The sequence below is a fragment of the Haladaptatus litoreus genome (assembly GCF_900156425.1).
GTDB classification, from domain to species: domain Archaea; phylum Halobacteriota; class Halobacteria; order Halobacteriales; family Haladaptataceae; genus Haladaptatus; species Haladaptatus litoreus.
Genome location: NZ_FTNO01000001.1, coordinates 282,671 through 307,383 on the forward strand (window position 1 = coordinate 282,671; position 24,713 = coordinate 307,383).

Consider the following 24,713-nt stretch of genomic DNA (forward strand, 5'->3'; position numbering starts at 1 on the left):
GCCCTCTTCCATGCGACTCATTCGCTCACTCTCGGGGGCGTTTGCGTCTGTTTTTTATGATATGGACAGTAACACCGTGTCAAGATGACTGCGGAAACATGCGACATCGCCGTCGGTGGCGTGGGGAACCACCTTACCGGGTCGGTCGGTGCCGATTTGCCGGGGCGAGTTCCCAGAATAGAACGGAAAACCTCCTCTTTCTGTGCCACTGAGGGACGCCTATGACCGAGCATTTCGACGTCGTCGTTGCCGGTGCTGGCCCTGCCGGTGCGCAGTGCGCGCGGGATTTGGCCCAGCGCGGGCACGACGTGGTGGTTCTCGAAGTCGAAGACGAAGACGAGTTCCCGAAACAGAGCAACAAATCTACTGCGGGCACGTTTTCCTCGATGATGGCCGCGTTCGGGATTCCGGACGACGTGGTGATGAACTACACCGACAACGTCGTTCTCGAATCGCCGAACGAACATTTCGTGCAGGAACAGCCCGGAGCAGTCCTCGAATTTGCGGACTTCAAGCGATTCTTGGTCGAGGATAGTCGGGAAGAGGGGGCCGAATATTGGTTCAGTTCGCGCGTTTCGAAGCCCATCATGGAGGGCAACGACATCGTCGGTGTCCGACACAGCGGCAATCAGGAAGTGTACGGCGACATCATCATCGACGCAACTGGCCCGAGCGCACCCCTCGCAAAGAGCCTCGGCGTGAGCAACCTCAAACGGGAGAATCAGGCCATCGGTATCGAGTACGAACTGGAAGGCGTCGATATGGACTGCGATGGCTACGCGGACCTCACGGACGCGATGATGCTCCGACTCGACCACGAACTCGCACCGGGCGGATACTCGTGGATTTTCCACACTGGCGAGGACACCGCGAAGGTCGGCCTCTGTTACATCCAAAACGAGAGCCACCACGATTACGCGAAGGAGGGCATGGGAATCGACGATTACATGCAGTATTGGCTCGACAACGACCCACGATTCGAGAGTGCCGAGCGAATCGCCGGTAAACAGCACCGCGGGTCGGCACACATCCAGATGCCGGGCGGCCTCAGCACGGACAACTTCATGGCAATCGGGGATACGGTGCCGACCATAGACCCCCTCTGGGGCGAAGGAATCCACACCGGCATGAAATCCGGCCGCGCCGCGGCGATAACCGCAGACCGCTGTTTCATGACCGGTGAATCCGACACCTCGGCGGACAAGATGTCCATCTACAACAAACTCTGGCACGGCGATGTCGCCCCGCAGATGCGCACCCGTCTGCTGATGACGCAACTGCTCTACCTCGCCGAAAACGAGCGTTACGACACGTTGGTACGCGACCTGAAGCGAATCGGCTCGGATACGCGGAACAAAGCGAACGCCGGAAAAATTCGCGGCGTCATGGAACTGCTCCACTGGGAGGACATCCCGCTGTTGAAGCGATTCGTCAAAGAACAACTTCCCGTCTGAAAATCGCTTTTCGTGTAAGGAGTGTTCTGGTGCTCGCAGGTAGCGATTATGGCGACGATTGATTTTGCTTATCGTGTCTGAGAATACGAAGATGTAACCACTGCGTCTGCAGATCACGACTACAAACCGCCCTCACTCTTCATTGCTCCTCGCAGTCGCTCGTTTCTCGTTCGCCCGTGTTCACGGAAAGAGACACGCTCTTTCCTACCGTTGAAAACGCTCTGCGTTTTCAAGACACTGAGGGCAGCAGAGGGCCGAGGGCGTCGCCCTCGGCCCTCAAGTGGTTTATTCGTCTGCCATCGTGCGTCGGAAGGCGAGTTTCTGAGAAGACGGCTGACCAAATGTAAGTTGGGCGGGCAGGCCGGTGGCCTGCCCGCTCTGCTCTCCTGAAAATCGTCGGCTTAGTCGCTAAACATCTCGAATCGCGTGTTCCGCTTCCTCCAGTGTCTTTTCCCGGTCGAAAGCTTCGACAATCGCTTCCAACTCTTCCCGCGAGGCGTCGGCAAGGTCGCGTGCATGCGCCGTCATATTTGGAACTGCCCGCATGATGTTGTCGATAATCGGAATCGCGGCGGTTCGCGGCGAGCGCGAGAGCGGATTCAGGTCGATGACGATTTCCGTCTTCCCCATTTCGGCGAGCGCCTCTGCGCGGTCACCGTCCTCAAGCGGAACCAACACCACGTCCGCGCTGTAGATGCCTTCTTCGTCCACCTTTCCGCGTTCGTGCTCCAAGCCGGGGATTCGGGCGTCCGCGGTGAGTCCCTTTACGTTCTCTGCGCCGTGCTCTCGCAGGTGGTCGGCGATGGCCTGCATCCGCTCCTCCGTGCGGTTGAACAGATTCACTTCGATGTCCGCGCCCGTCGCTTCGGCGAGTTCCACGATTTCGCCGGGAACCAGCGCCGCGACGTTTCCATTCATGGAGAGAACAGCGTGTTCCGCCAGAAGCAACTGTGCCGCGGCCGCCAGCTCTGCCTCGTCCGCGCTCGGAAGGGTTTCCTCGCCCAGCAGGTAATCGAACGACTCGCCGCGGCCCTCCGCGATGAGTCCCTGTTTGCTCGTGATTCCTTTCTCGACACCCTCTTCGATTCGATGGCGCGTGAGAAGCGACTGGTAGCGGGGGTGGTCTTCGGGAATCTCCACCTCGTCGGTCATACCCTCTTCTGCGAAGTGGACGCTAAAAACGGGCGTGGTTTTATTTTTGTTCGTGAGGGTTGCGAAGCCGTGTTTCTCGCTACTGAGTTTGTGGCGGTATTTAGAGTCGGCAACCGCTGACTACTTTTTGGCTCTTTATCACCGGTAGCAGTTGCCGACTCCAACCAAACCGCCTTTGCACCGCCACCGCGCTCGCGGTTTCACCGCTCGTTATCGAGATTTCTTTGAAATCTCGTCCGTCACACCCTCCCCAACCGATTCCTTCCTTTACTCCCATTCGCTTGTTCACTCGGTCATCCACCGCCAGAGCTTCGCTCTGACGAGCCATTCGTTCGCTCCCCTGTCGCTCACGAAGACCTCACATGCTTAATTGAGACGGTTCGGACGATCGTGTCCTCACCGTCTCGCCAGCGCGCGCCACGTGGAAAATCAAAATTTCGAACTAAATGTTTCATCCGCGTGCAGAAAACAACTCAGTCCAGCAGTGTCGCTCCGGCGTGGTGGGTTTCGCAGGCCTCAGCGTCGTATCCCGCGTCGGAAAGTCCAGTTCCGATGGCGAATACGGTTTCGCCGAGCATGGCCATCGAGGCCTGTCCCCCGGCGTCGTGGACGTTTTCGATTACCTCGCGCACTTCGTCGGTAAGCAGGCCGGTTTCCTCGGCGAAAATCCGTGACTGGTTCATAAACGTGTCCAGCGTCGGTTCGTTCACCAGTGCGACGAGGGACTCCACCCCCGCCTTCGAAAGTTGGTCGGTGCTCCCCGAGAGAACTTCCGCGGTCGAAAGTTCGCCGAGCGAGCAGTATTCGATTCGCGTTCGCATCGGAATGCCGTCGAGGCGGTTGTGCTCCGGTGCGCCGGGTTCGAGGCGAATGGGGATTCCGCCGCGAGCCTGTGCTACCACGTCTCCAAGTCCGGTACCGGCTTTGACTTCCGCACCGTGTGCGAGCGTTACGAGTTCGTTTTCCGACCGTCCGCGGTCGAACGCATCGTTCGCGGCGAATGCGGTTCCGAGTGCGAGCGCGCCGGAAACGCCGAATCCTGCGCCGAGTGGCAGGTCGGTCCGTGCCGAAACTCGCGCCGTTACGTCCAGTGCGTCGAGAACTCGCCGTCCGGATTCGACCGCCGCAAACTCCCCGTTCAATTCGATGCTCGCCTCTTCTGCGGGTTCGACGGTCACAGTTACGCCCTCCGAAAGCGTCAGTCCTGCTCCACGCGACCCGGCCTGTTTGGGGTCGTCTGCCTCGTGGATGCTGAAAAACCCCGTGACGTGTCCGGGTACGAACGCGCGACCTGCCTCGTCGCTCATACATCAGTTTTCGGGCGACGGCGTATAACGCTTAAAATTCGCGCTCGTCGTTTGGCAGTATCGCGTTCGTCGAATCGAAGACCACAAAAAGTCAATTTCTCGCTGACAGCGATTTCGTCTATGGACTCAATCGCTGTCGGTCTCGCGGGAACAACACTGCTTCGCGAATGTTGTCCAATCCGAGCATCGTCATGATGAGACGCTCGCCGCCGAGTCCCCACCCGGCGTGTGGCGGCATGCCGTATTTGAACATCTTCGTGTAGTAGTCGAACGCTTCGGGGTCGAGGCCCTGCTGTTCGAAGCCGTCAACGAGTCGCTCGTAGCGATGCTCACGCTGGCCGCCCGAGACGAGTTCCATGCGTGGGTGCATCATGTCGAATCCGGTCGAGAGTTCCTCGTCGTCGTCGTGGTCTTTGATGTAGAACGGCTTGATTTCGCTCGGCCAGTCCGTGATGAAGTAGTGCGTTCCGACATCCTCGCCGAGCGCTTTCTCGCCCTCGGTCGGCAGGTCGTCGCCCCAGACGAGCATTTCGTCCAGTTCGCCGGTCGCGTTGATTCGTTCGATTGCTTCCTCGTAGGTGAGTCGCGGGAAGTCGCCTTCTGGCACTTCGAATTCGACGCCGAGCGCGTCGAGTTCGTCCTCACAGTTCTCGGCGACTGCTTCGTAGGCCGCTTTGACGACCGATTCACAGGCGTCCATCGCCTCTTCGTGCGTGTAGAACGCACTCTCGAAGTCGATGCTGGTCGCCTCGTTCAGGTGGCGCGGCGTGTTGTGCTCTTCGGCGCGGAAAATCGGGCCGATTTCGAAGACGCGCTCCAGACCGCTGCCGACCATCAACTGTTTGAACAACTGCGGCGACTGGTTCATGAACGCTTCTTCGCCGAAGTAGGTGATTGGGAAGAGTTCAGTTCCACCCTCGGTTCCCGTCGCTACGATTTTCGGCGTGTTGATTTCCGAACAGCCGAGTTCGCGGAACTGCTCGCGCACGGCGCGAAGCACTTCGCCGCGAATCTTGAAGACGGCTTCCACGTCGTCCTTTCGCGCGTCGAGGGTTCGGTTGTCCAGTCGCGTCGAGAGGTCTGCATCGACCTTTCCGCTGGGGTCGAGCGGCAGTTCGGGTTCCGCAGCCGCGACGACTTCGACTTCCGTCGGGACGATTTCCACGTCGGTTGGGGCGCGGGGTTCTTCTTTCACGTCGCCCGTGATTTCGACGACACTCTCACGGTTGACGCCGAGACCGGTTTCGACGAGGTCATCGTCCATCTCGTCTTTCTCGAACTTGACCTGAATCTTGCCGGTCGTGTCGCGGACGATGATGAAAGCGATTCCACCGAGGTCTCGGATTTCGTGTACCCAGCCGGCCACGGTAACCGTGTCGCCGGGTTCGGCATCCGCGGTGTAGGTTCGGTTCTGCATACGCCGCAGTTCTTCCGGGGCGGCCTTAAACGCGTTCGTTTCGCTCCGCGAGCGGCGTCAATCTCTACCGCATCTAGCCGGTGTTGTCAGTCCTGTGGCATCAGCCCTGCCGCGATGGTGTCGATGAGCATGTCACGGATGATGGGGTAGTTGTCCTCTCCCAACTGCTCACTGTAGAGTGGAAGATATTTCACCGCACCCATCGTTCCGATAATGGCGATTGGGTCGCCGTCACGGATTTTTCCTTCTGCTTGCCACTGTTCGACGTAGGGCAGGACGTGGGCGAACGAATCGGCACGCCGCACCTCCATTTCTTCTTCGGGGATGTCACTTACCTTCCGCATTACCTGCTCCATTTCTTCGCCATCCAACAACTGCTTGAACAACCGATTTTCCTGTGTCGTCTCCACCAACGAATGCAGGAAGTTTCGAATCGCACGCTCCGGGTCGTCCTCGGCACCGAGCGAGTTGGCAATCATCTCATCGGCGACTTCGTGACCCTCTCGCTGAATAGCCTCGAAGTACAGCAGTTCCTTCGAGTCGAAAAACTGGTAGAACGTTCCGTTGGCGATGCCGACGGCGTCGGTGAGGTCGGCAATCGTCGTCTTCTGCAGGCCGTACTGGGCGAACAGGTCGCGCCCCGCTTCGATTAGCTCGTCGCGGATTCGTTCGCGCTGGTTCTCGTCGAACCCCCTCATCGAACGTCTCTCCGCTTGAAGGCGATTGCACTGATGGCCACGAGCGCCACGGTTCCGGCGAGTAGAACGAGCGCACCCATCCAGTCGTATTCCCCACTCACGAGAATCGCCGTCGGGTCGTAGTAGTGCGTCGGACTGAGTCCGCCGACCCATCCCATTCCCGCCGCCTCGGTAATCGAATCGAGCAAGAACAGGCCGAACACCGCACCCAATCCGCCGCGCTGTGCGAGGTCAGCTTTTCCGGCGACGACCGACAGCAGGAGTCCGATTGCGGCACAGGCCAGCAGATACGGAATCGACAGGAGGTGAACCATCGCCAGATTGGTCAGGTCGATGGATTCGCCGACCAGCAAGACGCCCGCAAAGACGGCGAGGGGGACGGCGATGTTCACCACGACAATCGGCGTGATGAGCGAACAGAACTTTTCGATGACGACGCTCACCCGCGAGACGGGCGCGGCGAGAAGCACGTCCATCCGGTCGCGCTCCTCGTCTGCCGCGATGAGCGCTCCTGCGACGTAGGCGACGTAGACGCCGAGGAGCAGGAGCCAGAAGAACTGGTAAATCTCTATCGCCAGAAAGCCCTCTATCGTCGTCAACGAGGCTTCGCCGAACGCCGCCTGAAGTGCGGGCGGCATGCTCTCCATGTAGGCGTCCAAATCCACCCCGGAACTCGTCACCGAGGGGAAAAACCCGATGAACGCGAGCGACATCACGGCGAGCAGGCCGCCCAGCACCAGTGACCCTTTCACTCGTTTTCTCCCCTCGTAGCGAGCGATTTCAAGCATGGACCTCACCGCCGTAAAACCGCATGAATACTTCGTCCAGCGGCGCTTCCTCTACGTCCAAATCGACCAAACTGTACTGGTCGAGATGGTCGATGAGCGTGTCGTAATCTCCGGTGAACGTGAATCGAACTTCGCCATCCACGCTCAGGTCGTGGACACCTGCGAAGTCGAAATCGCTCGGTTCCACGCTGCTTTCGGTGCGCACCCTGACGCGCTTCCCGCTTCTGTCGAGCAATGTTTCTACGTCTTCCGTCGTCACGAGTCGGCCATCACGGATGATGCCGACCCTGTCACACACCTTGCGGACTTCGCTCAAAATGTGACTGGAGAAGAAAATCGTCTTCCCTCGTTCCTGTTCCGATTGGACGAACTCGTAGAATCTGTCCTGCATCAACGGGTCGAGGCCGGAAGTCGGTTCGTCCATAACGACGAGGTCGGGGTCGTGCATGAACGCCGAAATGATGGCGAGTTTCTGTTTGTTCCCGCGCGAGTACTCCTCGATTTTCCGTTCGACGGGCGGGTCGAACAGTTCGACTAACTCGTCACGTCGTTCGTCGCCCTTCAACGACGCTTGATAGTCGAGAAATCTCGTTCCGGTCGTCTCCTCGTCGAATCCCGGGTCGCTCGGCAGATAGCCGATGTGATGTTTTGCCTCGATGAGTTCCCGTTCCTCGCAGGCGTTCCGGCCAAGCACGCTCGCGGTTCCCTCCGTCGGGGAGATGAAGCCGAGGAGCGTCCGAATCGTCGTCGTCTTCCCGGCCCCGTTCGGGCCGAGGAAGCCGAACACCTCGCCTTCCTCCACAGCGAGGTTGAGGTCTTCGATACCCCGTGTTTCGCCGTAGTATTTCGTCAGACCGCTCGTTTCGAGTACGGACATGTTGTTTCCCGTCTGTATCTCGACTCCATGAATATATGAATATTCCGTTCATATATTTTTGAGGTGGCCATTCTCGGCTTTCAGGCTCTCTATTGACTCCAATCGGCATTTGAGGCGGCGAAGAAGTAACTACGGCTCGAACCATCCAACGCATCAAACCGCGTCAAAACGTTTCCCCTACGCCGATTCCGCGTGCGCCTTCTTCGCGTCCTTCGCACCTTCGACCGTTTCGCGGACTGCCTCCACACCTTCATCGTGAACGAGGTCGCCGACGATTATGGTGTCCGCGTGTTTCGCCATCGTGTGTGCCGAGTCGTAATCGTGGATGCCGCCGCCGTAGAACAGCGCCGTCTCGTCCAGTTTTTTCTGTGCCGCCTCCACGACTTCCGGGTCGCCAAAGGTTCCGGAGTATTCGATGTAGACGATTTCTTGGCCGTACATCTGCTCCGCGATTTCGGCGTAGGCCGCCACGTCTTCCGCCGACTGGTCGCAGTCCGCGTCAGTGAGTTCGGCGACGCTCGCGTCCGGATTCATGACGATGTACGCTTCCGTGGCGGTCCTGTCCCAGTCCACGTCGCTCATCTTCACCCATTCCTTGTGGAACCCGGTCATCCACGCGATGTCGCCCGCGTTGAGGACGACAGGCACGAGATAGCCGTCGAGTGCCTCGTCGTCCACGACGACCGCCGGATTGCTCGGTTCCTGATACAGCGCCACGTCGTACTTCGCGCAGGCGTCGATGACGGATTGCATCTTTTCCCGCGTCATGTCGAGAGTGCCACCGATTTCGATGGCGTCCGTGCCCGTCTCACAGACATCCTCGAAGGTATCGTCACCCGCGAGGGTCTTGTCCGGGTCGAGTTTGATTATGTGGTCCCAGTCGTCCCAAGGCGCAGTCATAGCGTTCCTTTCAAAACTGTCGGCTAAAACTGCTTCGGAACGCACCACCACTTTTTGCTGCGGTCGGGAGCCGAGACCAGCGCCGCACGGCGCTGGTTTCGGCCTATCTCCCTGGCAAAATCTGGACCAAAAGCACTCCTCCCTCGCTTCGCGTTGCTCCGCTCAGTCGTCAGCCCGCTCGCTCGTCGCTGTCGCTCCTCGCTCGCGGTGTCTCAAAATCGGTGTTCGATTTTGATGGCTCGGAAGACCGTAGGTCTTCCGGTGAGTTGCTAGCCCGTGCGGTTGTATCAGTTGCTGATTTTCGGCGGTTATGTCGATTGCCCATTTTCGGCGGTTGCGTCACCGGCCTATCGCACCCTCGGAGACACAAAGCGTCTCCTCGGTTGCTGTCGAGTATTCTCTCCAGTTTCCGCTCGTCACCGACAAAAATCGAAAAATCGCGGTTCGTTGCTTAGTCCGCTTTCGCCTGCCAGCCACGAAGTCGGTCTTCGCTCACGCCGCTCACTTGCTCCGCCACCGACTCGACTTCGGCGCTTTTCAGGTCGTCTACGTTCTCGATGCCGACCTCCGCGAGTTTCTCGGCGGTTTTCGCGCCGATACCGTCGATGACTTCGAGGCCGCTCTTTTCCTCGCGCTGTTTGAACTCCTCGTAGTTGCAGATTGGACAGCCGAGTTCCCACGGTTCGTCGCCGTTGTGAACCACGAGCTCCGGCAGGTCGTGTTCGTCGCATTTCTCGTCGGTCACCTCGATATCTCCTCGGCGCGGGAGCGGAAGCGAGTAGTCACAGTCCGGGTAGCGCGTACAGCCGACGAGTCGGGAACCAGTTTGAAGCTGTTTGATGGCCAGTTCGCCACCGTGTTCCTCCCCACAGTCGGGACATTCCCCGATGACGCGGTCTTCCGCTTCTTCGGCCGCTTCCGCTTTACACAGCGGACAGCCGTGGACGAAGGTTCCCCGCCCGGCGAGAATCTTCACCTCGCGCAGGTCGTGGTCGTCACACGTTTCCTCCAAGATGAGGGGCTTGCCCTTGTTCGGCAGCGGAAGCGTGTACGTACAGTCCGGATAGCCGTCACAGCCGACGAAATGCGACCCTCTGCGACTCTGGCGCACGAGCAGGTCTTCGCCACAGTCGGGACATGGGCCGAGCGTTTTGTCGGCTTTTAGCGACTGTTGGAGTTGCTTGCCGATTTCCTCGCGCGATTCCTCCAACTCGTCGAACACACGTGCGAGAATTTCACGGGAGGAGTCCGCCACGTCGTCCAAATCGGCTTCGCCTTCTGCGATGGCGGTCATGTCCTCCTCCAGTTCGCGGGTCATGCTCTCGCTCACCACGAGGTCGGCATAATCTTCCGCGGCGGAGACGACCGACTGCGCGAGACGCGTCGGCCGCGGCGGGTCGTTTTCGAGGTAGCCGCGGTCGTACAGTTTCTGAATGGTGTTGTGGCGGGTCGATTTCGTCCCGATTCCCATCTTCTCCATCTTCTCGATGAGTCTGGATTGGCCGTATCTCCGCGGCGGTTGGGTCTGTTTGTCCTCGATTCGCGTGTCGGTCACGTCGAGGACTTCGCCCTCCTCGACGTTCGGCACGAAATTCTCGCTGGTGTTGAAGTAGGGATAGACGGCGTGGTATCCCTCTTCGAGCAGTCGTTTTCCGTTGGCCTTGAGCGACAACTCGGACACCACGGCGACCACCTTGAGGTGTTCCCACTTCGCGCTCTCTGCAACAGTCGCAAAGAAGCGCCGAACGACGAGTTCGTAGATGTCCCACTCGTCGTCGCTTAGTTCTCCCTTGGTCGGGATGTCCTCGGTCGGATGAATCGGCGGGTGGTCGGTGGTTTCCTCGTCACCCTCGGTGGGTTCGATGTCGTCTCGCTCTAGCAGACTGTCCGCATCGTCGCCGAAGTGGTAGTTTCCGACGAACTCGTCCAGCAGTTCTTTGGGGTCTAAATCGTCCGGATACACCGTGTTGTCGGTACGCGGGTAGGTGATGTATCCTGCCGTGTAGAGGTCTTCCGCGATGCTCATCGCGCGCTGGGCCGAGTGACCGAGACTGCCCGCAGCTCGGATGAATTGCGTCGTGTTGAACGGCGCTGGCGGGTCGTCGGTTCGGGTTCGCCGTGAAACGCGCTCGACGGTCGCTTGGGTCGCCTCCCGAAGCGTTTCGTACGCCTCCATCGCGGTCTCTTCGTCCCAGACACGTTCGGCCTCGTTGCCGTCCTCGTCGCGGTAGAAGTATTGGGCTTCGAACTCTTCCTCCGCTTTCTTGAGGTCGGCGAACATCTCCCAGTAGTCCTCCGGGTCGAACGCCTGAATCTCGCGTTCCCGGTCAACGATGAGCTTCAGCGTCGGACTCTGCACCCTGCCAACGCTGATGAAGTCGTTGCCGAGTTGACGGGACGAAAGCGAGAGGAAGCGGGTCAGCGCGGCACCCCAGATGAGGTCGATAATCTGGCGTGCTTCGCCCGCCGCGGCGAGGTCGAAGTCGAGTTCGTCGGGATTCTCGAACGCAGAGGTGACTTCGTTTTCCGTAATCGAGGAGAACCGAACCCGATTAATCGGCACGTCCTCGTTCACCTCGCGGACGAGTTCCCACGCTTCCTTTCCAATGAGTTCGCCCTCGCGGTCGTAGTCAGTTGCAATCGTTACGCAACTCGCGTCCCGTGCCAGCAGTCGAAGCGTGCGAACGATGTTTTCTTTCGTCGGTTGTTTCTCGATGTCGGCGTCGATGAGTTCGACCGGCTCCACGTCGCGCCAGTCGTTGTATTCCGGCGGAAAATCGACCCCGACGACGTGGCCCGACAGGCCGATACAGCGCTTTCCGCCCCATTTGTAGACGTTGACGCCGTTTTGTCGCTCGGCGTCTGCGCTCTCGCCGGATAGGATGTCGGCGATCCTGCGCGCGGCATTGTCCTTCTCGGTGATGATGAGTTCCACTCACACACCACCCCGTTTCGCGTCGGTCATCGCCCTCGGCTACGGCTATCGCGCTGGTAAACGTTTCGCCAGACGAAGATTGCGCACAAAGGCTGCTTTTGCGTCGCGTCGTCGATATCCGATTATCCCGTCTGATAATGGAAGAAACGGCTATGTGTAACGTATTCGTACAAGAATGTATTCTGTAATGTTCGACTCGGCTACTCTCTTCGGCGGTGTCGTGCTCTCCGGAACGGCGGTCGGCGGAGCGACCGGTTTCCTTCTCGCGCGACACGCATGGTCGAACCGAGACGTTCCGGGTGCGATTTCGTTCGCATCGCTTATGGTCGCCGTCACTGGATGGTGCACCTTCTCTCTGCTCTTTCTCACCAGCTCGACGCGCTCGCAGACTATTTTTTGGGCGTCGTTCGTCGGCGTCTGCGCGACGGCGGTTCCGGTACTCTGGCTGACCTTCGCGCTCGAATACACCGGACGAAACGATTGGCTGACCGCGGCGACGGTGCCACTCATCTGGGCGGAACCCGTCGTCTACATCGCTCTCTCATTCGTCAGCCCTCTCCACGGCTTTACGAACGAAACTGCTCGCGTCGTGCCGATGGGTGGTCTGACGACGCTTTCCGTTTCTCACACGCAGACGTTCTATTTCCACGTTATCTATCTACTCGTCGTCGTCCTCACGGGGTTCGTCTTCCTGACCGCGTTTCTCGTCCAGGCGGACAGGTTGTACAGAAAGCAGACGGTCGCCGTCGTTATCGCGGGATTGTTCCCACTGCTCGGAACCAGCGCTTCCGCACTGCTCATTCCGAACGCGACCCTCAATCTGACGCAGGTCTTTTTCAGCGTCGGCGGCGTGTTCATCGCCCTCGCTCTGTTTCGATACGACTTCCTCGACGTGGCACCCCTCGCCACCGAAGTCGTCCTCTCGGAAATGGAAGACCCCGTCATCGTCGTCACGGACGGACGAATCGCCGAGCACAATCCGGCGGCGGCGGAGCTGCTGGGTTCGGAAACGGCGGTCGGTGAACGGATAGAATCGGCTCTCCCCGGCTTGCTCGATGCCGTTTGGACGGGCAAATCGTTTTCTCCATCTCGCGCACGGGCGGATGGTGGAACGGTGAGTAATGATAGCTCCGCCGACGGCAACACCCTCGTGGAAACCGCCGTCTACGACCCGCGACTGACGCCGATATACGACCATCACGAGATTCGCCGCGGCGACATCCTCGTCCTTCGAGAGATAACCGCGCAAAAACGCCGCGAAGAAACGCTTCGTGCCCTCCAGTCTGCGACCCGGCGATTCATGGACGTGGAACGCGGTGAGGAAATCGCACGAATCGCGGTCGAAACGGCGGACGAGGTGTTAGACCATCCCCACTCGGCTATCGCCTTCCCAGACGACGGTGAAACTGAACTTCGTGCCGTCGCCATGACGGACGCGCTGGCGGACAGCACCGACGCAGAGATGGTGTTCCATCGGTCAGACAGCGCCGTTTGGAACGTGTTCGAATCCGGTGAATCTGCGGTTCACGAGTCCTCAGCCGTCCTTTCTTCGGCGTGGCACACACATTTTCCAGTCGGGTCTGTCCTGCTGTTCCCGTTGGGAGAACACGGCGTTCTCGGTATCGGAGGTGATGCGGAAAAACGCGTTTTCACCGACCACGACCGGCGGTTTGCACAAATTCTGGCGACGACGACCGAATCCGCACTCAACCGTGCACAGCGCGAGACGGAACTGCGAGAGAGTCAGGCGATGGTCGAGGAACGAACCGACCAAATCGAGTTTTTCAACGGCGTCTTGCGCCACGACATTCTGAACGGAATCACGGTCATCAACGGAAACCTCGAACTGCTCTCCGAACACGTCACCGAATCGGGTCGTCCACATCTCGAAACCGTGCAAAACTGGAGCGAGGACATCGGCCAATTGACCCAAAAAGTGCGCTCCGCCAGCCAAACGATTACTAACGCCGAGTCGATGCCGTTGACTGCCCATTCGCTCTCGAAAACGCTCTCATGCAAGGTTACGAAAATACAAAACACGTATCCGAACGTCACCGTCGAAGCGGAAATCGAAGACGGACTGTGCGTTTCCGGCGACGAACTCCTCGGTGAAGTGCTGGAAAACGTTCTGTTGAACGCCATCGAGCACAACGACCAGTCTTCACCCTCGATTGTGGTTCGCGCACGGCGTAACGAGGACGCGATTCGCGTCGAAATCGAGGACGACGGCCCCGGTATTCCGGACGAGATGAAATCGGCGGTGTTCGACCGAAACGTCACCTCGGAGTCGTCGGGTTCTATTGGATTCGGCCTCTATTTCGTCCACGTAATGATGACCCAGTACGGCGGAAATATCCGGTTCGAAGACGCCGAAACGCGCGGGTCAGTTGCCATCCTTACGTTTTCTCCTGTTGGTCAGAAAATCTCTTTTGCATAATTCTGTAACATATTTTCAAAAATAGTATTTGTAACAAAAGGTATATGATTGACCAAGAGATATTCATCGATAAGAGTGTCTGAAATATGATTGGAGAAGAGGAAATCGGCGTGCTCATTGTAGACGACGAAACCGAAGTCACTGACTTGTACGAAGCGTGGCTTTCCGCGTATCGAACGCACACAGTCCACGACGGGGAGGAAGCGATCGCCTTTCTCGACCAAAATGCCGACAGAATCGACGTTGTACTTCTCGACCGAAAGATGCCGGGATTGAACGGCGAGGCCGTCCTCAAAGCAATTCGTGACCGCGGCCACGACTGCCCAGTCGCCATGATAACCGCCGTTGCGCCCGACTACGACATCATCGACATGGCGTTCGACGAGTACGTCACGAAACCCGTCGATGGAGACCAACTCCGAACCACGGTGGACGAACTTCGTTCCCGAGCGCAGTACGCGGACGACCTCTCGCGCTATTTTTCGCTCGTCTCGACACACGCGAGCCTCGTCTCCGAACATCCAGCGGACGAACTCCGAGAAAACGAGGAGTTCGTCGCACTCGAAGCCGAACTGGAAACGGTTCGCGACACAATCGACAACGCCGTCGATTTCGGCGACCACCGCGAATTTCAGCATCTCCTTCGCGAACTCGACTAACTGTTCTGCGGGCTTCGGCGACCGTTTCGAAAACGCCCTGTGACATCGCACAATCCGGCAGGGGATGGGCTGAACACGTGTGTTTAAGGGTCATTCGACCAATGTGACGACGCACGCATGTCCCGACGAACGCAGAGTCGCGTCGATATGACCACCGGTTCGATTTCGCCGAAACTGGCGAGTTTGGCGTGGCCGCTGGTCGTCGGGAATCTATTGCAGACGTTCTACAATCTCGCGGATATGTTCTGGGTCGGTCGTGTCAGCACCGAGGCCGTCGCCGCCGTCTCGCTCATGTTTCCGACTTCGTGGCTGTTCGTCTCCCTCGCCATGGGACTCACCGCCGGTTCCGTCGCCCTCGTCTCACAGCACGTCGGGGCTGGCAACGACCGCGCCGCGGACAACGTCGTCGCGCAGACGACGATTCTGGGAGTTCTACTTGGCACTGTCCTCGCCACGCTCGGCTACCTGTTCCGTCACCCACTGCTCACCCTCGTCGGCGCGGAAGGCCAAGTGTACGTCGAAGCCCTCCAGTACATCGAGGTGCTGTTTTTCTCCATTCCGTTCACGTTCCTCTTTTTCGTCTTCCGCGCCGTGCTTCGCGGCGCGGGCGACACGCGAACCGCGATGTGGTTGATGGTGCTCTCTGCCGGGATGAACGTGATTCTCGACCCGATTCTGATTCTCGGCTGGGGACCGATTGACGGAATGGGAACGCAGGGTGCGGCAGTCGCCACGTTCATCGCTCGCGTGTTTGCGGCCGTCGTCGGCGTGTACGTGCTTCTCCGCGGTAATTGGGGGATTCAGCTTCGACTCGAAGACCTCTCGCCGGACTGGCCGGTGTTGAAACGACTCGTGGAAATCGGCTATCCCGCGACCATCGACGGTGCGGCCCGCAGTTTCGCCGCCGTGGCGATGGCCGCATTGGTCGCCCGATTCGGTGCGGTTCCGACCGCCGCCTACGGCGTCGGCGTCCGACTGATGTCCGTCTCGTGGACGATTTCGGGCGCGGTCGGACAAGCCACCGCGACCGGCGTCGGACAAAACCTCGGCGCGGAAACTCCCGAGAGAGCCGCGGAGGTGACGTGGAAAGCGACCGCCGGGACGCTAGCGGTTCTCTTCGCCGCGGGCGGCCTGATGGTCGCGTTCCCCGGCGTCGCCATGCGAGTGTTCACGGACGACCCCGCAGTGGTTGCGGAAGGCGTCAACTTCCTCCACATTATCGGGTTGTTCCTCTCTTTCTTTGGCGGCCTGATGGTGATTCAGGGCGGCTTCCGCGGCGCGGGCGACACCCGCGTTGCGATGGCACTCTCGTTTCTCTCGCGCTGGGTGTTTCGCCTTCCCATCGCGCTCATCCTCGCCTACGGTTGGACGTTCCAACTTGGCCCGCTCACCCTCTCGGGACTGGCGTGGGGCGTCGATGGACTCTGGTGGGCGTGGTCGATTTCGGCCATCGTCTCGTTCGTCATGGGCGTCCTCTGGTTCAGCCTCGGCCGCTGGCGACACGGCGTCCTTGAGGATGAGAGAAAACCGGCCACCGCGGACTAACGAAAATGCACAAATGAACTTTCTCTGTCCCGAAAAACGGTGAATTGACCGTCTATGCGTCGGTGAGGTACTGCTCGACCGACCAGCCCCACACGTTGCGGTCGAGCCAGTGGACGCCCCACCACGTGTAGCCGTCCTTCGTGGTCGGGCCGTTCATGATTTCGCCGACTTCGCCGGGCGAAATCGTGGCGACGATTGGTTGGTCGGTTCCGGGTTGTTCGCGCGTGTTCAGGTTGGCTGTCGGCGTAATTCGGTCGCCGTCGGCGAACCCACCGCCGCCGCCACCGCCGTATTGGTCGCGATAGTAGGCGGCAGCGTCTTTCACGTCGTTGACGTAGCTCCAACTGTGGTTGTAGGCGTACAGCGCGTCGTCCCAGTTCTCCGGCGCGCCAGAGGCCGTGAGGTAGTTTGCGGCGGCTGGAATCGCGTCCTGATAGTCGCAGATGTTCGCGTAGCCGTCGCCATCGCCGTCAACGCCATAGGCATCCCACGTCGCGGGCATGAACTGCATCGGGCCACGTGCGCCTGCCGACGACTCGTCGCAACCGGCCTCGTACTGGCCGTGATGGGTTTCTATCCACCCGACGCCCGCGAGGTACGTCCAGTCGATGCCGTAGTTGGCACCCGTCGCCTGATACTGGTCGAGATAGTGCGATGGGATGGAACCGGGCGCGGCGGATGCTGACCCGGATAGTCCCGTGACCGTGATTGCTGTTGCTCCTGATGTACCGGCTTTCTTGAGTATGTCACGTCTGGATGGCATGGTGCATTTATTCCACGCACATAGAGTGAAATATATTTTTTCGAAGTAAAAAATTATAATTTAAAGAATTAATTTTAGAATACTTGTCTGAATCAGTTTGGGAACCTCGGTCAATTCTGCAACGCTCCCGCCGCCGAACCTACGAAAACTATATGATTTTCCCCAAATAATTCTCGAAAACGAATATGGTGCTATCTCTCCGCGTCCGTACTCTTCCCACTGTTTAGGGTGTCGCGCTCATCGGCGCATTAGCCTCGCTACCCGTCGCTGCGGTTCTAACCTGGCTGCCGAACTCGGAGGCGACCATCGGTGGGTGCATCATGACAATCGGAGCGTTCATCGCGGGAGTCATCGCCGTAATCCGTTCGACAGACCCGGATGGGGCCGGACTCCGTGCTGGTTTCCTCGGCGGCGTCCTCGGAGTGCTCACGTTCATTGTGACAGTAGTCAGCACTGCGGCCAGTAGTACGACTGCGGCATGGCCGCTCTCCAGAGTCGTATTCTTCGTCCTCGCCAGTGGGACGATTCTGTGTATCGCTCCCGTATTCGGTCTGGGATTCGGTCGCGTCGGTGGGTGGGTGGCAAACACCGTTGCCTCACGATGGACGACCGGCGCGAACGCCTCGTAATCTACGATAGACTGTGAACGTATTTCCCGTACCGACCGAAGCGAGTCGTTTTCTCTGACATCCAAACGAGGCCCCACCACCGCAACCGCAATTTCTACTCTTCGTCTAGTCGCTCGCGGAGCATGCCGTTCACGGAACCGGGGTCGGCACTCCCACCGGTTTTCTGCATGACCTGTCCGACGAGGAAGTTGATGGCTCCGCCCTCTCCTGCGTGGTAGTCCTCTACCGTGTCTGGGTTCTCCTCGATGGCTTCCTCGACAGCTTGTTCGACTTCGCCCGAGTCTGCCTTGCCGAGTCCCTCCCGGTCGATGACGGTTTCGGGGTCGTCGCCCTCGTCCAGCATCTCGCGCAGGACGGTTTCTTCGGCGTTCTTCGCAGTAATCTCGTCCTCGGCGACGAGGCGGATGAGCGTCTTGAACTCGCCCAGTCGTTCTTCGACATCCGTGATTTCCATGTCGCGGTAGTTGAGTTCGCCGAGGAGGCTGTCGGCGACCCACGCTGCGGCGAGGTCGGGGTCGAACTCCTCGGCCACCTCCTCGTAGAAGTCCGCGACTTGTTTGCTGGAGGTGAGTTTGCTCGCGGCTTCCTTGCTCAGGTCGTATTCGTCGCGGAATCGCTCGCGGCGGGCGTCGGGCAGTTCCGGGATTTCGAGTCGCTCCTTCCAGTCGCTCACTTGCAGTGGCGGGAGGTCTGCTTCGGCGAAGTAGCGGTAGTCCTTCTCCTCTTCCTTCGACCGCATCGAGACGGTCGAACCGTGCGTTTCGTTGAAGTGACGCGTCTCCTGTTCGACCGCTTTTCCGCGTCGAATGAGGTTTCGCTGGCGACTCTCCTCGTATGCCAGCGCGCTTTCTGCGCCCTTGTGACTGGAGATGTTCTTCACTTCGGTTCGGTTTGCCTCCGCCAGCACGTCGTCAGAAATCGAACCGTCGCCGTTTACGTCCTCGCCGGGAACCAGCGAGAGGTTTGCGTCAACGCGTAGACTGCCGTCGCGGGTCGAATCGAAGATGCCGAGATATTCGAGCACCTCCTCTAGTTTTTCGAGGAAGGCGACAGCCTCGCCCGGTTTCCGGAAATCGGGGTCGGTGACGATTTCCATCAGCGGCGTTCCGGCGCGGTTGTAGTTGACCAGCGTGTAATCCGCCCGGTCGATGCCGGTGGTTCGGGTGTCGATGTTTCCACTGCCGTTGCGGACGTGCCGGAGACTGCCGGGGTCTTCTTCTAAGTGTGCGCGGTGAATGCCGACGGTTCGGGTTTCGCCCTTGTGTTGGAATTCGAGTTCCCCGTCCTGACAAATCGGCGCGTCGTACTGCGTAATCTGGAAGCCCTTCGGAAGGTCGGGGTAGAAGTAGTTCTTACGGTGGAAGCGGGTTTCTTCCGGAATGTCGGCGTCGATTGCTTTGCCGACTTTGACGGCGAACTCGACAGCCGCCTCGTTCAGCACCGGGAGGGCACCCGGAAGGCCGAGACAGACCGGGCAGGTGTAGGTGTTCGGTTCGGGGTCGTCTTGGTTGGTCGAACAGCCGCAGAAAATCTTCGTGTCCGTCTCCAGTTGGACGTGGATTTCGAGGCCGATAACGGCCACGTGTTCGCCCTCTTGGACAGCCTGAGCAGTCATTGCTAACTGGTTGGTTCGGTACAAGTTAAAAACCTACGGGATGGGTCGTCTCGCAGGAATGAGTCGACCAGGCGGCGTTCAGCGGTGCGGACGTTCAGTGGGCGTTTGTTCCCCAACGAATGCTGTCCGCGGACATGACGACCGCCGAAATTGCGTGTATGTCGTGACTGCTCTTTATCGTGAACGCCTCAGTCGCCGTCGCGCCGCCTTGTACCGAGACGCTGATTTCGTACTCCACCGAACCTTGACTCGGAACGGCTAGCGCGTCATCGAATGTCACCATGCCGTTTATCGGAAGCGTGACGGTTTCGTCCAGCACCGACGAATCTCCCTTCATCGCCGTCACTGTCACCGTGTGTTCGCTGCTCGCATAACTGTTGATTGCAAGTTTCACCGGGTGCGTATCGGACGAATCTGCCCCGTCTTCGGTGTTCGACTCTTCCGTTTCGTCCGAATCTCCTGCGTCGTCGAAAGTCGTTTCCGTCTCGGTTTCGGTCGTTCCTGTTTCGTCTCCCGACTTTCTGTTTTCTCCTATCTGGTGGTCGCTCTCTCCGCCGACACAACCGCCGAGCGCGGCGATGCCCAAACCGCAGTACCGGAGGGCTGAGCGTCGTGTCCAGTTGTCTCTCCCCATCTCGTTCGTTTCCACTCGTCCACAATAATATGTTTTGTGTATCCGTTCTCGAAGTTCGATAGTTGGGAAGAGAAATATAGTGCATCGGCCTGAATCTTTCCCGTGTCTGCCGCGTGTCTGACGCACCTTTATGAGGAAACCGTGACGCATACGTGATATGACTAGCCAGCGCGACCGAATCGCAAATCTGGAATCACGGGTCGAAGAACTCGATGCGACGATTCGCGGACTGACGGAGGAACTCGTGGACGCTAATCAGCGACTCCGCGAGTTGGAGGCCGAGCAGGAATCGAACGAATCGAACGAGGTCGAAGAGGCTAAAACCGAGGAGTCCAAGGACGAAACAGACGATAACGACGAGGGTACGTCCGGACTGGGCGACGACATCATCGTGGCGTAGGGGCTACCCTCTCCTACGAGCAACCCATGCACATCAAAAAGCTCGTCCTCGATAAGTTCAAGAGCTTCGGCCGGAAGACCGAAATCCCGTTTTACGAGGACTTCACCGTGGTTACGGGGCCGAACGGTTCCGGCAAGAGCAACATCATCGACAGCGTCCTTTTCGCGCTCGGACTGGCCAGAACGCGCGGCATCCGCGCCGAGAAACTGACCGACCTGATTTACAACCCCGGTCACGACGAGGGTGAGGGCACGAACAACGGCCCGCTCGAAGCCTCCGTCGAGGTCGTTCTGGACAACTCCGATGGAACACTCGACCGGACACAGGTCGTCAACGCCGCCGGAACGGACAACGTCGGCGACACCGACGAAATCACCATCAAGCGCCGAGTGAAACAGACCGAGGACAACTACTACTCGTACTACTATCTGAACGAGCGGTCGGTCAATCTCTCCGACATTCAGGATTTGCTGGCACAGGCGGGCGTGACGCCGGAGGGCTACAACGTCGTCATGCAGGGCGACGTGACCGGCATCATCAACATGACGCCCTACGAACGCCGGGAAATCATCGACGAAATCGCGGGCGTCGCGGAGTTCGACGCGAAGAAGGACGCCGCGTTAGAAGAACTCGAAGTCGTCAAAGACCGCGTCGAGGAGGCCGAACTTCGCATCGAAGAAAAGGACGACCGACTCGACCAACTTCGTGACGAGCGAGAAACTGCGCTCGAATACAAGGGACTCCGCGAGGAAAAAGAGGAGTACGAAGGCTACCTGAAGGCCGCGGAACTCGAAGAGAAACGGGCCGACCTCGAAAACACCCAAGACGACATCGAGAGCAGGAAAGACGAGCTCGTCTCCCTTCAGCGCGAACTAGACGAGCGACAGGGCAAAGTCGTCCGTCTGGAAGACCAACTGGAAGAGCTCAACACGGAAATCGAGCGCAAAGGCGAAGACGAACAGCTCGCCATCAAGAGCGAAATTGAGGAGGTCAAGGGCGAAATTTCGCGCCTCGAAGACAAAATCGAATCCGCGGAGGAGAAGATTCAGGACGCGGAAAACCGCAGGCGACAGTCGTTCGTCGAAATCGACCGCAAACAGGAGACAGTCGATGAACTGGACAGCGACATCCGTGACATCAAAATCGAGAAGGCTTCGGTCAAAGGCGAAATCGGCACGAAAGAATCCGAACTCGCCGAAATAGAGGACGAAATAGACAACGTCGATACCGAGTACGACGAGGTGAAAGCCGACCTCGCCGAGAAAAAGGACGCACTCGAAGACGAAAAGAGCGCGAAAAACGAGCGCCAGCGCGAGAAAGACCGCCTGCTGGACGAGGCCAGACGACGCGCCGACGCGGTGGACGAAAAACAAGCCGAACTCGACTCCGCCCACGAACGAATCCCGGACATCGAAACCGAACTGGACGACCTCGCGGACGAACTGCTGAAAGCCGAGCGAAACGCCGACCAAATCGGCGACGTGGTGGACGACCTGAAAGCCGAAAAGCGGGAACTCCAATCTGACCTCGATTCGGTCGAGAAGAAATTACAGTCGAAACAGCAGAAGTACGCCGAACTCGACGCTCGCGCGCAAGAGAGCGGCGATTCCTCGTATGGCCGGGCCGTCTCCACGATTCTGAACGGCGGTCTGGACGGCGTCCACGGCACGATTGCACAACTCGGAAGCGTCGGTCAGCAGTACGCCACCGCCTGTGAAACCGCGGCGGGTGGCCGAATGTCGCAGGTCGTCGTGGACGACGACAGCGTCGGCCAGCGCTGTATCGAATACTTAAAGCGCAGAAATGCTGGTCGTGCGACCTTTCTGCCGATTACGAAGATGCAGAATCGTCGTCTGCCGTCGGTGCCGAACATGCCCGGCGTGGTCGATTTCGCCTACAACCTCATCGACTTCGATTCGGAGTACTCGGGCATTTTCTCCTACGTCGTCGGCGACACCCTAGTCGTGGAAGACATGGAAACCGCCCGCGAACTGATGGGTGACTTCCGTCTGGTCACGCTCTCCGGCGAACTGGTCGAAAAGAGCGGGGCGATGACCGGCGGTTCGACCAGCGGTTCGCGCTACTCGTTCTCGGCCTCCGGCAAAGGCCAGTTGGAGCGTGTCGCCCGCCAAATCAACGAGTTGGAGGAAGAGCGCCAGTCGGTTCGGGAATCCATCCACGGCGTCGAAGACCGGTTGGACGATGCGCGCGACCGGCAAACCGATGCAACCGACCAAGTCCGCACGATAGAGAACGACATCGAGCGAAAGGAAGGTGAAATCGAATCCATCGAGAACAAGATGGAGTCGCTCGAAGCCGAAATCGAGGAGATACAGGACGAACGCGAGTCGGTCAACGACCGAATGCAGGAACTCGAAACCGAGATTTCCGCTCACGAGGCGGAAATCTCGGACATCGAAGACGACATTTCCGAACTCGAAGCCGAACTCGCCGACTCGAAGATTCCCGAGTTGTCGAGCAAGGCGGACGAAATCCGAGTCGAAATCGACGAGTTGGAAGACCGGATGGACGGGTTGGACGGCAAATTGAACGAACTGCAACTGGAAAAGCAGTACGCCGAAGACGCCATCGACAGCCTGCACGACGACATCGAATCAGCGCAGAACAAAAAGTCCGAGCAGGAAGTGCGCATTTCGGAACTCGAAGGGAAAATCGAGGACAGCGAGGAAACCCTCGAATCGAAGCGCGAAGCGGTCGAGGAACTCGAATCCGAACTCGCGGAACTCAAAGAGGAGCGTTCCGAACTGAAATCGGAACTCGCCGAGGCGAAAGAGAAACGTGACGAACAGCAGTCGCAAGTTGAGGCGGTCGAAAATCGTCTCGAAAGCCTCAAACGGAGCGCGAATCGTCTCGAAGAGGATGTCGCCGAACTCCGCGAGGAGGTCGGCGAGTACGACCCCGAGGACGTTCCCGACCACGACGAGGTTCGGAAGAACATTGACCGACTCGAACGCCAGATGGAAGCGCTCGAACCCGTCAACATGCTCGCAATCGACGAATACGACGAGGTCGAGAGCGACTTGGACGACCTGAAAGAGCGCAAGGCGACACTCGTTGAGGAACGGGACGGCATCCGCGAACGAATCGACTCCTACGAATCGCAGAAAAAGGAGACGTTCATGGAGGCCTTCGACGCCATCGATTCCCAGTTCCGGGACATCTTCACGCGCCTCTCGGCGGGGTCGGGCGAACTGTTCCTCGAAAACGAGGACGACCCGTTCGACGGCGGCCTGACGATGAAAGCGCAACCCGGCGACAAGCCGGTTCAGCGACTCGACGCGATGAGCGGGGGCGAGAAATCGCTCACCGCGCTCGCGTTCATTTTCGCCATCCAGCGGTACAATCCCGCGCCGTTCTACGCGCTGGACGAGGTTGACGCCTTCCTCGATGCCGTCAACGCGGAGCGCGTCGGCGAGATGGTTGACGAACTCGCCGGTGACGCCCAGTTCGTCGTCGTCTCGCATCGCTCGGCGATGCTCGAACGCTCCGAGCGCGCAATCGGTGTGACGATGCAGGGCAACAACGTGAGCAGTGTCACCGGCATCCGGCTTGACGGGGAACAGGAGGTGCCCGCGGATGATTGATGGAGTTGCTTCCGAGAGTTTGCCCGACGAGCGCACCGCGGACGACGAAGAAGTCGAACCCGTCGAACTGCTCGTCCAACTCGCCGAAGACGGCGAAATAGAACCCTGGGACATCGACATCGTCGAGGTGACGGACAAATTCCTCGCGCGACTGGACGAGGCCGACCTTCGAACGTCCGGGCGGGCGCTCTTTTACGCCAGTGTTTTGCTCCGGATGAAGAGCGACGCACTTCTCGCGGACGACGAACCCGAGGAAGAGGAACTCGAACCGTGGGAAGCGCCGATGGCCATGGACAGCATGGACGACGGCGGCTTCGACCCCGTATCCTCGCTCGAAGACGAGATGGAGCGCCGACTCGACCGCAAACAAGCCCGTGGCAATCCGGAAACGCTGGACGAACTCGTGCGCGACCTGCGCGAACGAGAGCGCGGGTCGTGGTGGAAAGAATCCAGAACCTACGACACCAGCAGCTCGCCGCAGGGATTCCAACGAGGAACGCAAACCCTCGATTACCACTCCGGCGACGACATGCGGTTCGACGACGAGCCGACCGAATCCGAGGTGACCGGCACGACCCACGACGAGGACATCGAATCAGTCATCGACGATGTGCAGACGGTGCTCGTCTCACAGTACGAAGCGGGCCGGACAGAGGTTCTGTACGCAGAAATCGACGGCGTCGGCCCGAGCAGGGTCGAAACGTATCTCGCACTGCTGTTTCTCGCCCATCGCAGTTTTCTCACGCTCGAACAGGACGACCTGTTCGGCGACCTCTGGGTGCAGGACGCTCGGGGCGCGGAGAACGAAACAGGAGATGCGGACGGAGACGAAAGCGAAGACGAAGAAACCGCAGAACTGCTCGCGGACTGATTTCACTGAAAATAATCGAGAATTGAG

At 59.0% G+C, this 24,713-nt stretch carries 19 protein-coding genes; 8 read left to right on the forward strand and 11 right to left on the reverse strand.

What is annotated here, in order from left to right; all coding sequences use genetic code 11:
* The first annotated feature begins 221 nt into the window (after positions 1-221).
* Positions 222-1,454 carry a digeranylgeranylglycerophospholipid reductase gene (locus tag BW974_RS01540; RefSeq protein WP_076427367.1) on the forward strand — a complete coding sequence of 411 codons (1,233 nt, stop codon included), beginning with the start codon at positions 222-224 and terminating at the stop codon, positions 1,452-1,454.
* Between the two features lie 408 nt (positions 1,455-1,862).
* On the opposite strand, the gene BW974_RS01545 is transcribed toward BW974_RS01540, so the two are convergent.
* The 8 genes from BW974_RS01545 to BW974_RS01585 all read right to left on the reverse strand — a co-directional run bounded on the left by BW974_RS01545 (position 1,863) and on the right by BW974_RS01585 (position 11,528).
* Entirely contained in the window at positions 1,863-2,606 is a 744-nt protein-coding gene (locus tag BW974_RS01545) for a 4-phosphopantoate--beta-alanine ligase (protein ID WP_076427369.1), read from the reverse strand.
* Positions 2,607-3,079: 473 nt separating this feature from the next.
* A complete protein-coding gene (locus tag BW974_RS01555; protein WP_076427373.1) occupies positions 3,080-3,913 on the reverse strand; it encodes a pantoate kinase in 834 nt (277 codons plus the stop codon).
* A gap of 118 nt (positions 3,914-4,031) precedes the next feature.
* The gene (gene aspS, locus BW974_RS01560) at positions 4,032-5,330 is read right to left on the reverse strand and encodes an aspartate--tRNA(Asn) ligase (RefSeq protein ID WP_076427375.1); all 1,299 of its coding nucleotides are present in this window, start codon (positions 5,328-5,330) and stop codon (positions 4,032-4,034) included.
* A gap of 86 nt (positions 5,331-5,416) precedes the next feature.
* Positions 5,417-6,028 carry a TetR/AcrR family transcriptional regulator gene (locus tag BW974_RS01565; protein ID WP_084186173.1) on the reverse strand — a complete coding sequence of 204 codons (612 nt, stop codon included), beginning with the start codon at positions 6,026-6,028 and terminating at the stop codon, positions 5,417-5,419.
* A complete protein-coding gene (locus tag BW974_RS01570; protein ID WP_076427377.1) occupies positions 6,025-6,816 on the reverse strand; it encodes an ABC transporter permease subunit in 792 nt (263 codons plus the stop codon). The genes BW974_RS01565 and BW974_RS01570 overlap by 4 nt, the downstream gene beginning before the upstream one ends.
* Complete coding sequence (locus BW974_RS01575) at positions 6,809-7,693, reverse strand: ABC transporter ATP-binding protein (protein ID WP_076427379.1); 885 nt, start codon at positions 7,691-7,693, stop codon at positions 6,809-6,811. Before BW974_RS01575 ends, BW974_RS01570 begins: the two co-directional genes overlap by 8 nt.
* A gap of 177 nt (positions 7,694-7,870) precedes the next feature.
* Positions 7,871-8,593 carry a phosphoglycerol geranylgeranyltransferase gene (locus BW974_RS01580; protein ID WP_076427381.1) on the reverse strand — a complete coding sequence of 241 codons (723 nt, stop codon included), beginning with the start codon at positions 8,591-8,593 and terminating at the stop codon, positions 7,871-7,873.
* Between the two features lie 451 nt (positions 8,594-9,044).
* The gene (locus BW974_RS01585) at positions 9,045-11,528 is read right to left on the reverse strand and encodes a DNA topoisomerase I (RefSeq protein WP_076427383.1); all 2,484 of its coding nucleotides are present in this window, start codon (positions 11,526-11,528) and stop codon (positions 9,045-9,047) included.
* Positions 11,529-11,715: 187 nt separating this feature from the next.
* Here BW974_RS01585 and BW974_RS01590 point away from each other — a divergent pair, with 187 nt between their 5' ends.
* The 3 genes from BW974_RS01590 to BW974_RS01600 all read left to right on the forward strand — a co-directional run bounded on the left by BW974_RS01590 (position 11,716) and on the right by BW974_RS01600 (position 16,169).
* Positions 11,716-13,965: a histidine kinase N-terminal 7TM domain-containing protein gene (locus tag BW974_RS01590; protein ID WP_076427384.1), complete on the forward strand. Its 2,250-nt coding sequence runs from the start codon at positions 11,716-11,718 to the stop codon at positions 13,963-13,965.
* A gap of 86 nt (positions 13,966-14,051) precedes the next feature.
* The gene (locus tag BW974_RS01595) at positions 14,052-14,624 is read left to right on the forward strand and encodes a response regulator (RefSeq protein WP_076427385.1); all 573 of its coding nucleotides are present in this window, start codon (positions 14,052-14,054) and stop codon (positions 14,622-14,624) included.
* 117 nt (positions 14,625-14,741) lie between these two features.
* Positions 14,742-16,169 carry an MATE family efflux transporter gene (locus BW974_RS01600; RefSeq protein ID WP_245799872.1) on the forward strand — a complete coding sequence of 476 codons (1,428 nt, stop codon included), beginning with the start codon at positions 14,742-14,744 and terminating at the stop codon, positions 16,167-16,169.
* Between the two features lie 52 nt (positions 16,170-16,221).
* On the opposite strand, the gene BW974_RS01605 is transcribed toward BW974_RS01600, so the two are convergent.
* Positions 16,222-16,932, reverse strand: a complete 711-nt coding sequence (locus BW974_RS01605) for a lytic transglycosylase domain-containing protein (protein ID WP_076427386.1) — start codon at positions 16,930-16,932, stop codon at positions 16,222-16,224.
* Positions 16,933-17,171: 239 nt separating this feature from the next.
* Between BW974_RS01605 and BW974_RS01610 the strand changes: the two genes are divergently transcribed.
* Positions 17,172-17,561 carry a DUF5518 domain-containing protein gene (locus BW974_RS01610; protein WP_076427388.1) on the forward strand — a complete coding sequence of 130 codons (390 nt, stop codon included), beginning with the start codon at positions 17,172-17,174 and terminating at the stop codon, positions 17,559-17,561.
* A 94-nt stretch (positions 17,562-17,655) separates the two neighbouring features.
* Here BW974_RS01610 and gatB read toward each other — a convergent pair whose 3' ends face one another.
* Complete coding sequence (gene gatB / locus BW974_RS01615; protein WP_076427390.1) at positions 17,656-19,176, reverse strand: Asp-tRNA(Asn)/Glu-tRNA(Gln) amidotransferase subunit GatB; 1,521 nt, start codon at positions 19,174-19,176, stop codon at positions 17,656-17,658.
* Between the two features lie 94 nt (positions 19,177-19,270).
* Positions 19,271-19,810, reverse strand: coding sequence for an Ig-like domain-containing protein (locus BW974_RS01620; protein ID WP_139328795.1), 540 nt, complete (start codon positions 19,808-19,810; stop codon positions 19,271-19,273).
* A 157-nt stretch (positions 19,811-19,967) separates the two neighbouring features.
* Between BW974_RS01620 and BW974_RS01625 the strand changes: the two genes are divergently transcribed.
* The 3 genes from BW974_RS01625 to BW974_RS01635 are packed head-to-tail and all read left to right on the forward strand — an operon-like array spanning position 19,968 to position 24,686.
* Positions 19,968-20,210: a DUF7518 family protein gene (locus BW974_RS01625; protein WP_076427394.1), complete on the forward strand. Its 243-nt coding sequence runs from the start codon at positions 19,968-19,970 to the stop codon at positions 20,208-20,210.
* 26 nt (positions 20,211-20,236) lie between these two features.
* Positions 20,237-23,815, forward strand: coding sequence for a chromosome segregation protein SMC (smc, locus tag BW974_RS01630; protein WP_076427396.1), 3,579 nt, complete (start codon positions 20,237-20,239; stop codon positions 23,813-23,815).
* Positions 23,781-24,686 (forward strand): segregation/condensation protein A, encoded by a 906-nt coding sequence (locus BW974_RS01635; protein ID WP_394329564.1) that lies wholly within the window; start codon positions 23,781-23,783, stop codon positions 24,684-24,686. Before smc ends, BW974_RS01635 begins: the two co-directional genes overlap by 35 nt.
* Positions 24,687-24,713 lie beyond the last annotated feature (27 nt).

What these genes read in the sequence shown, in the direction of transcription:
- BW974_RS01540 (WP_076427367.1), top strand. Translation starts at nt 222, where the DNA reads ATGACCGAGCATTTCGACGTCGTCGTTGCCGGTGCTGGCCCTGCCGGT.
- BW974_RS01545 (WP_076427369.1), bottom strand. Translation starts at nt 2,606, where the DNA reads ATGACCGACGAGGTGGAGATTCCCGAAGACCACCCCCGCTACCAGTCG.
- BW974_RS01555 (WP_076427373.1), bottom strand. Translation starts at nt 3,913, where the DNA reads ATGAGCGACGAGGCAGGTCGCGCGTTCGTACCCGGACACGTCACGGGG.
- aspS (WP_076427375.1), bottom strand. Translation starts at nt 5,330, where the DNA reads ATGCAGAACCGAACCTACACCGCGGATGCCGAACCCGGCGACACGGTT.
- BW974_RS01565 (WP_084186173.1), bottom strand. Translation starts at nt 6,028, where the DNA reads ATGAGGGGGTTCGACGAGAACCAGCGCGAACGAATCCGCGACGAGCTA.
- BW974_RS01570 (WP_076427377.1), bottom strand. Translation starts at nt 6,816, where the DNA reads ATGCTTGAAATCGCTCGCTACGAGGGGAGAAAACGAGTGAAAGGGTCA.
- BW974_RS01575 (WP_076427379.1), bottom strand. Translation starts at nt 7,693, where the DNA reads ATGTCCGTACTCGAAACGAGCGGTCTGACGAAATACTACGGCGAAACA.
- BW974_RS01580 (WP_076427381.1), bottom strand. Translation starts at nt 8,593, where the DNA reads ATGACTGCGCCTTGGGACGACTGGGACCACATAATCAAACTCGACCCG.
- BW974_RS01590 (WP_076427384.1), top strand. Translation starts at nt 11,716, where the DNA reads ATGTTCGACTCGGCTACTCTCTTCGGCGGTGTCGTGCTCTCCGGAACG.
- BW974_RS01595 (WP_076427385.1), top strand. Translation starts at nt 14,052, where the DNA reads ATGATTGGAGAAGAGGAAATCGGCGTGCTCATTGTAGACGACGAAACC.
- BW974_RS01600 (WP_245799872.1), top strand. Translation starts at nt 14,742, where the DNA reads ATGTCCCGACGAACGCAGAGTCGCGTCGATATGACCACCGGTTCGATT.
- BW974_RS01605 (WP_076427386.1), bottom strand. Translation starts at nt 16,932, where the DNA reads ATGCCATCCAGACGTGACATACTCAAGAAAGCCGGTACATCAGGAGCA.
- gatB (WP_076427390.1), bottom strand. Translation starts at nt 19,176, where the DNA reads ATGACTGCTCAGGCTGTCCAAGAGGGCGAACACGTGGCCGTTATCGGC.
- BW974_RS01620 (WP_139328795.1), bottom strand. Translation starts at nt 19,810, where the DNA reads ATGGGGAGAGACAACTGGACACGACGCTCAGCCCTCCGGTACTGCGGT.
- BW974_RS01625 (WP_076427394.1), top strand. Translation starts at nt 19,968, where the DNA reads ATGACTAGCCAGCGCGACCGAATCGCAAATCTGGAATCACGGGTCGAA.
- smc (WP_076427396.1), top strand. Translation starts at nt 20,237, where the DNA reads ATGCACATCAAAAAGCTCGTCCTCGATAAGTTCAAGAGCTTCGGCCGG.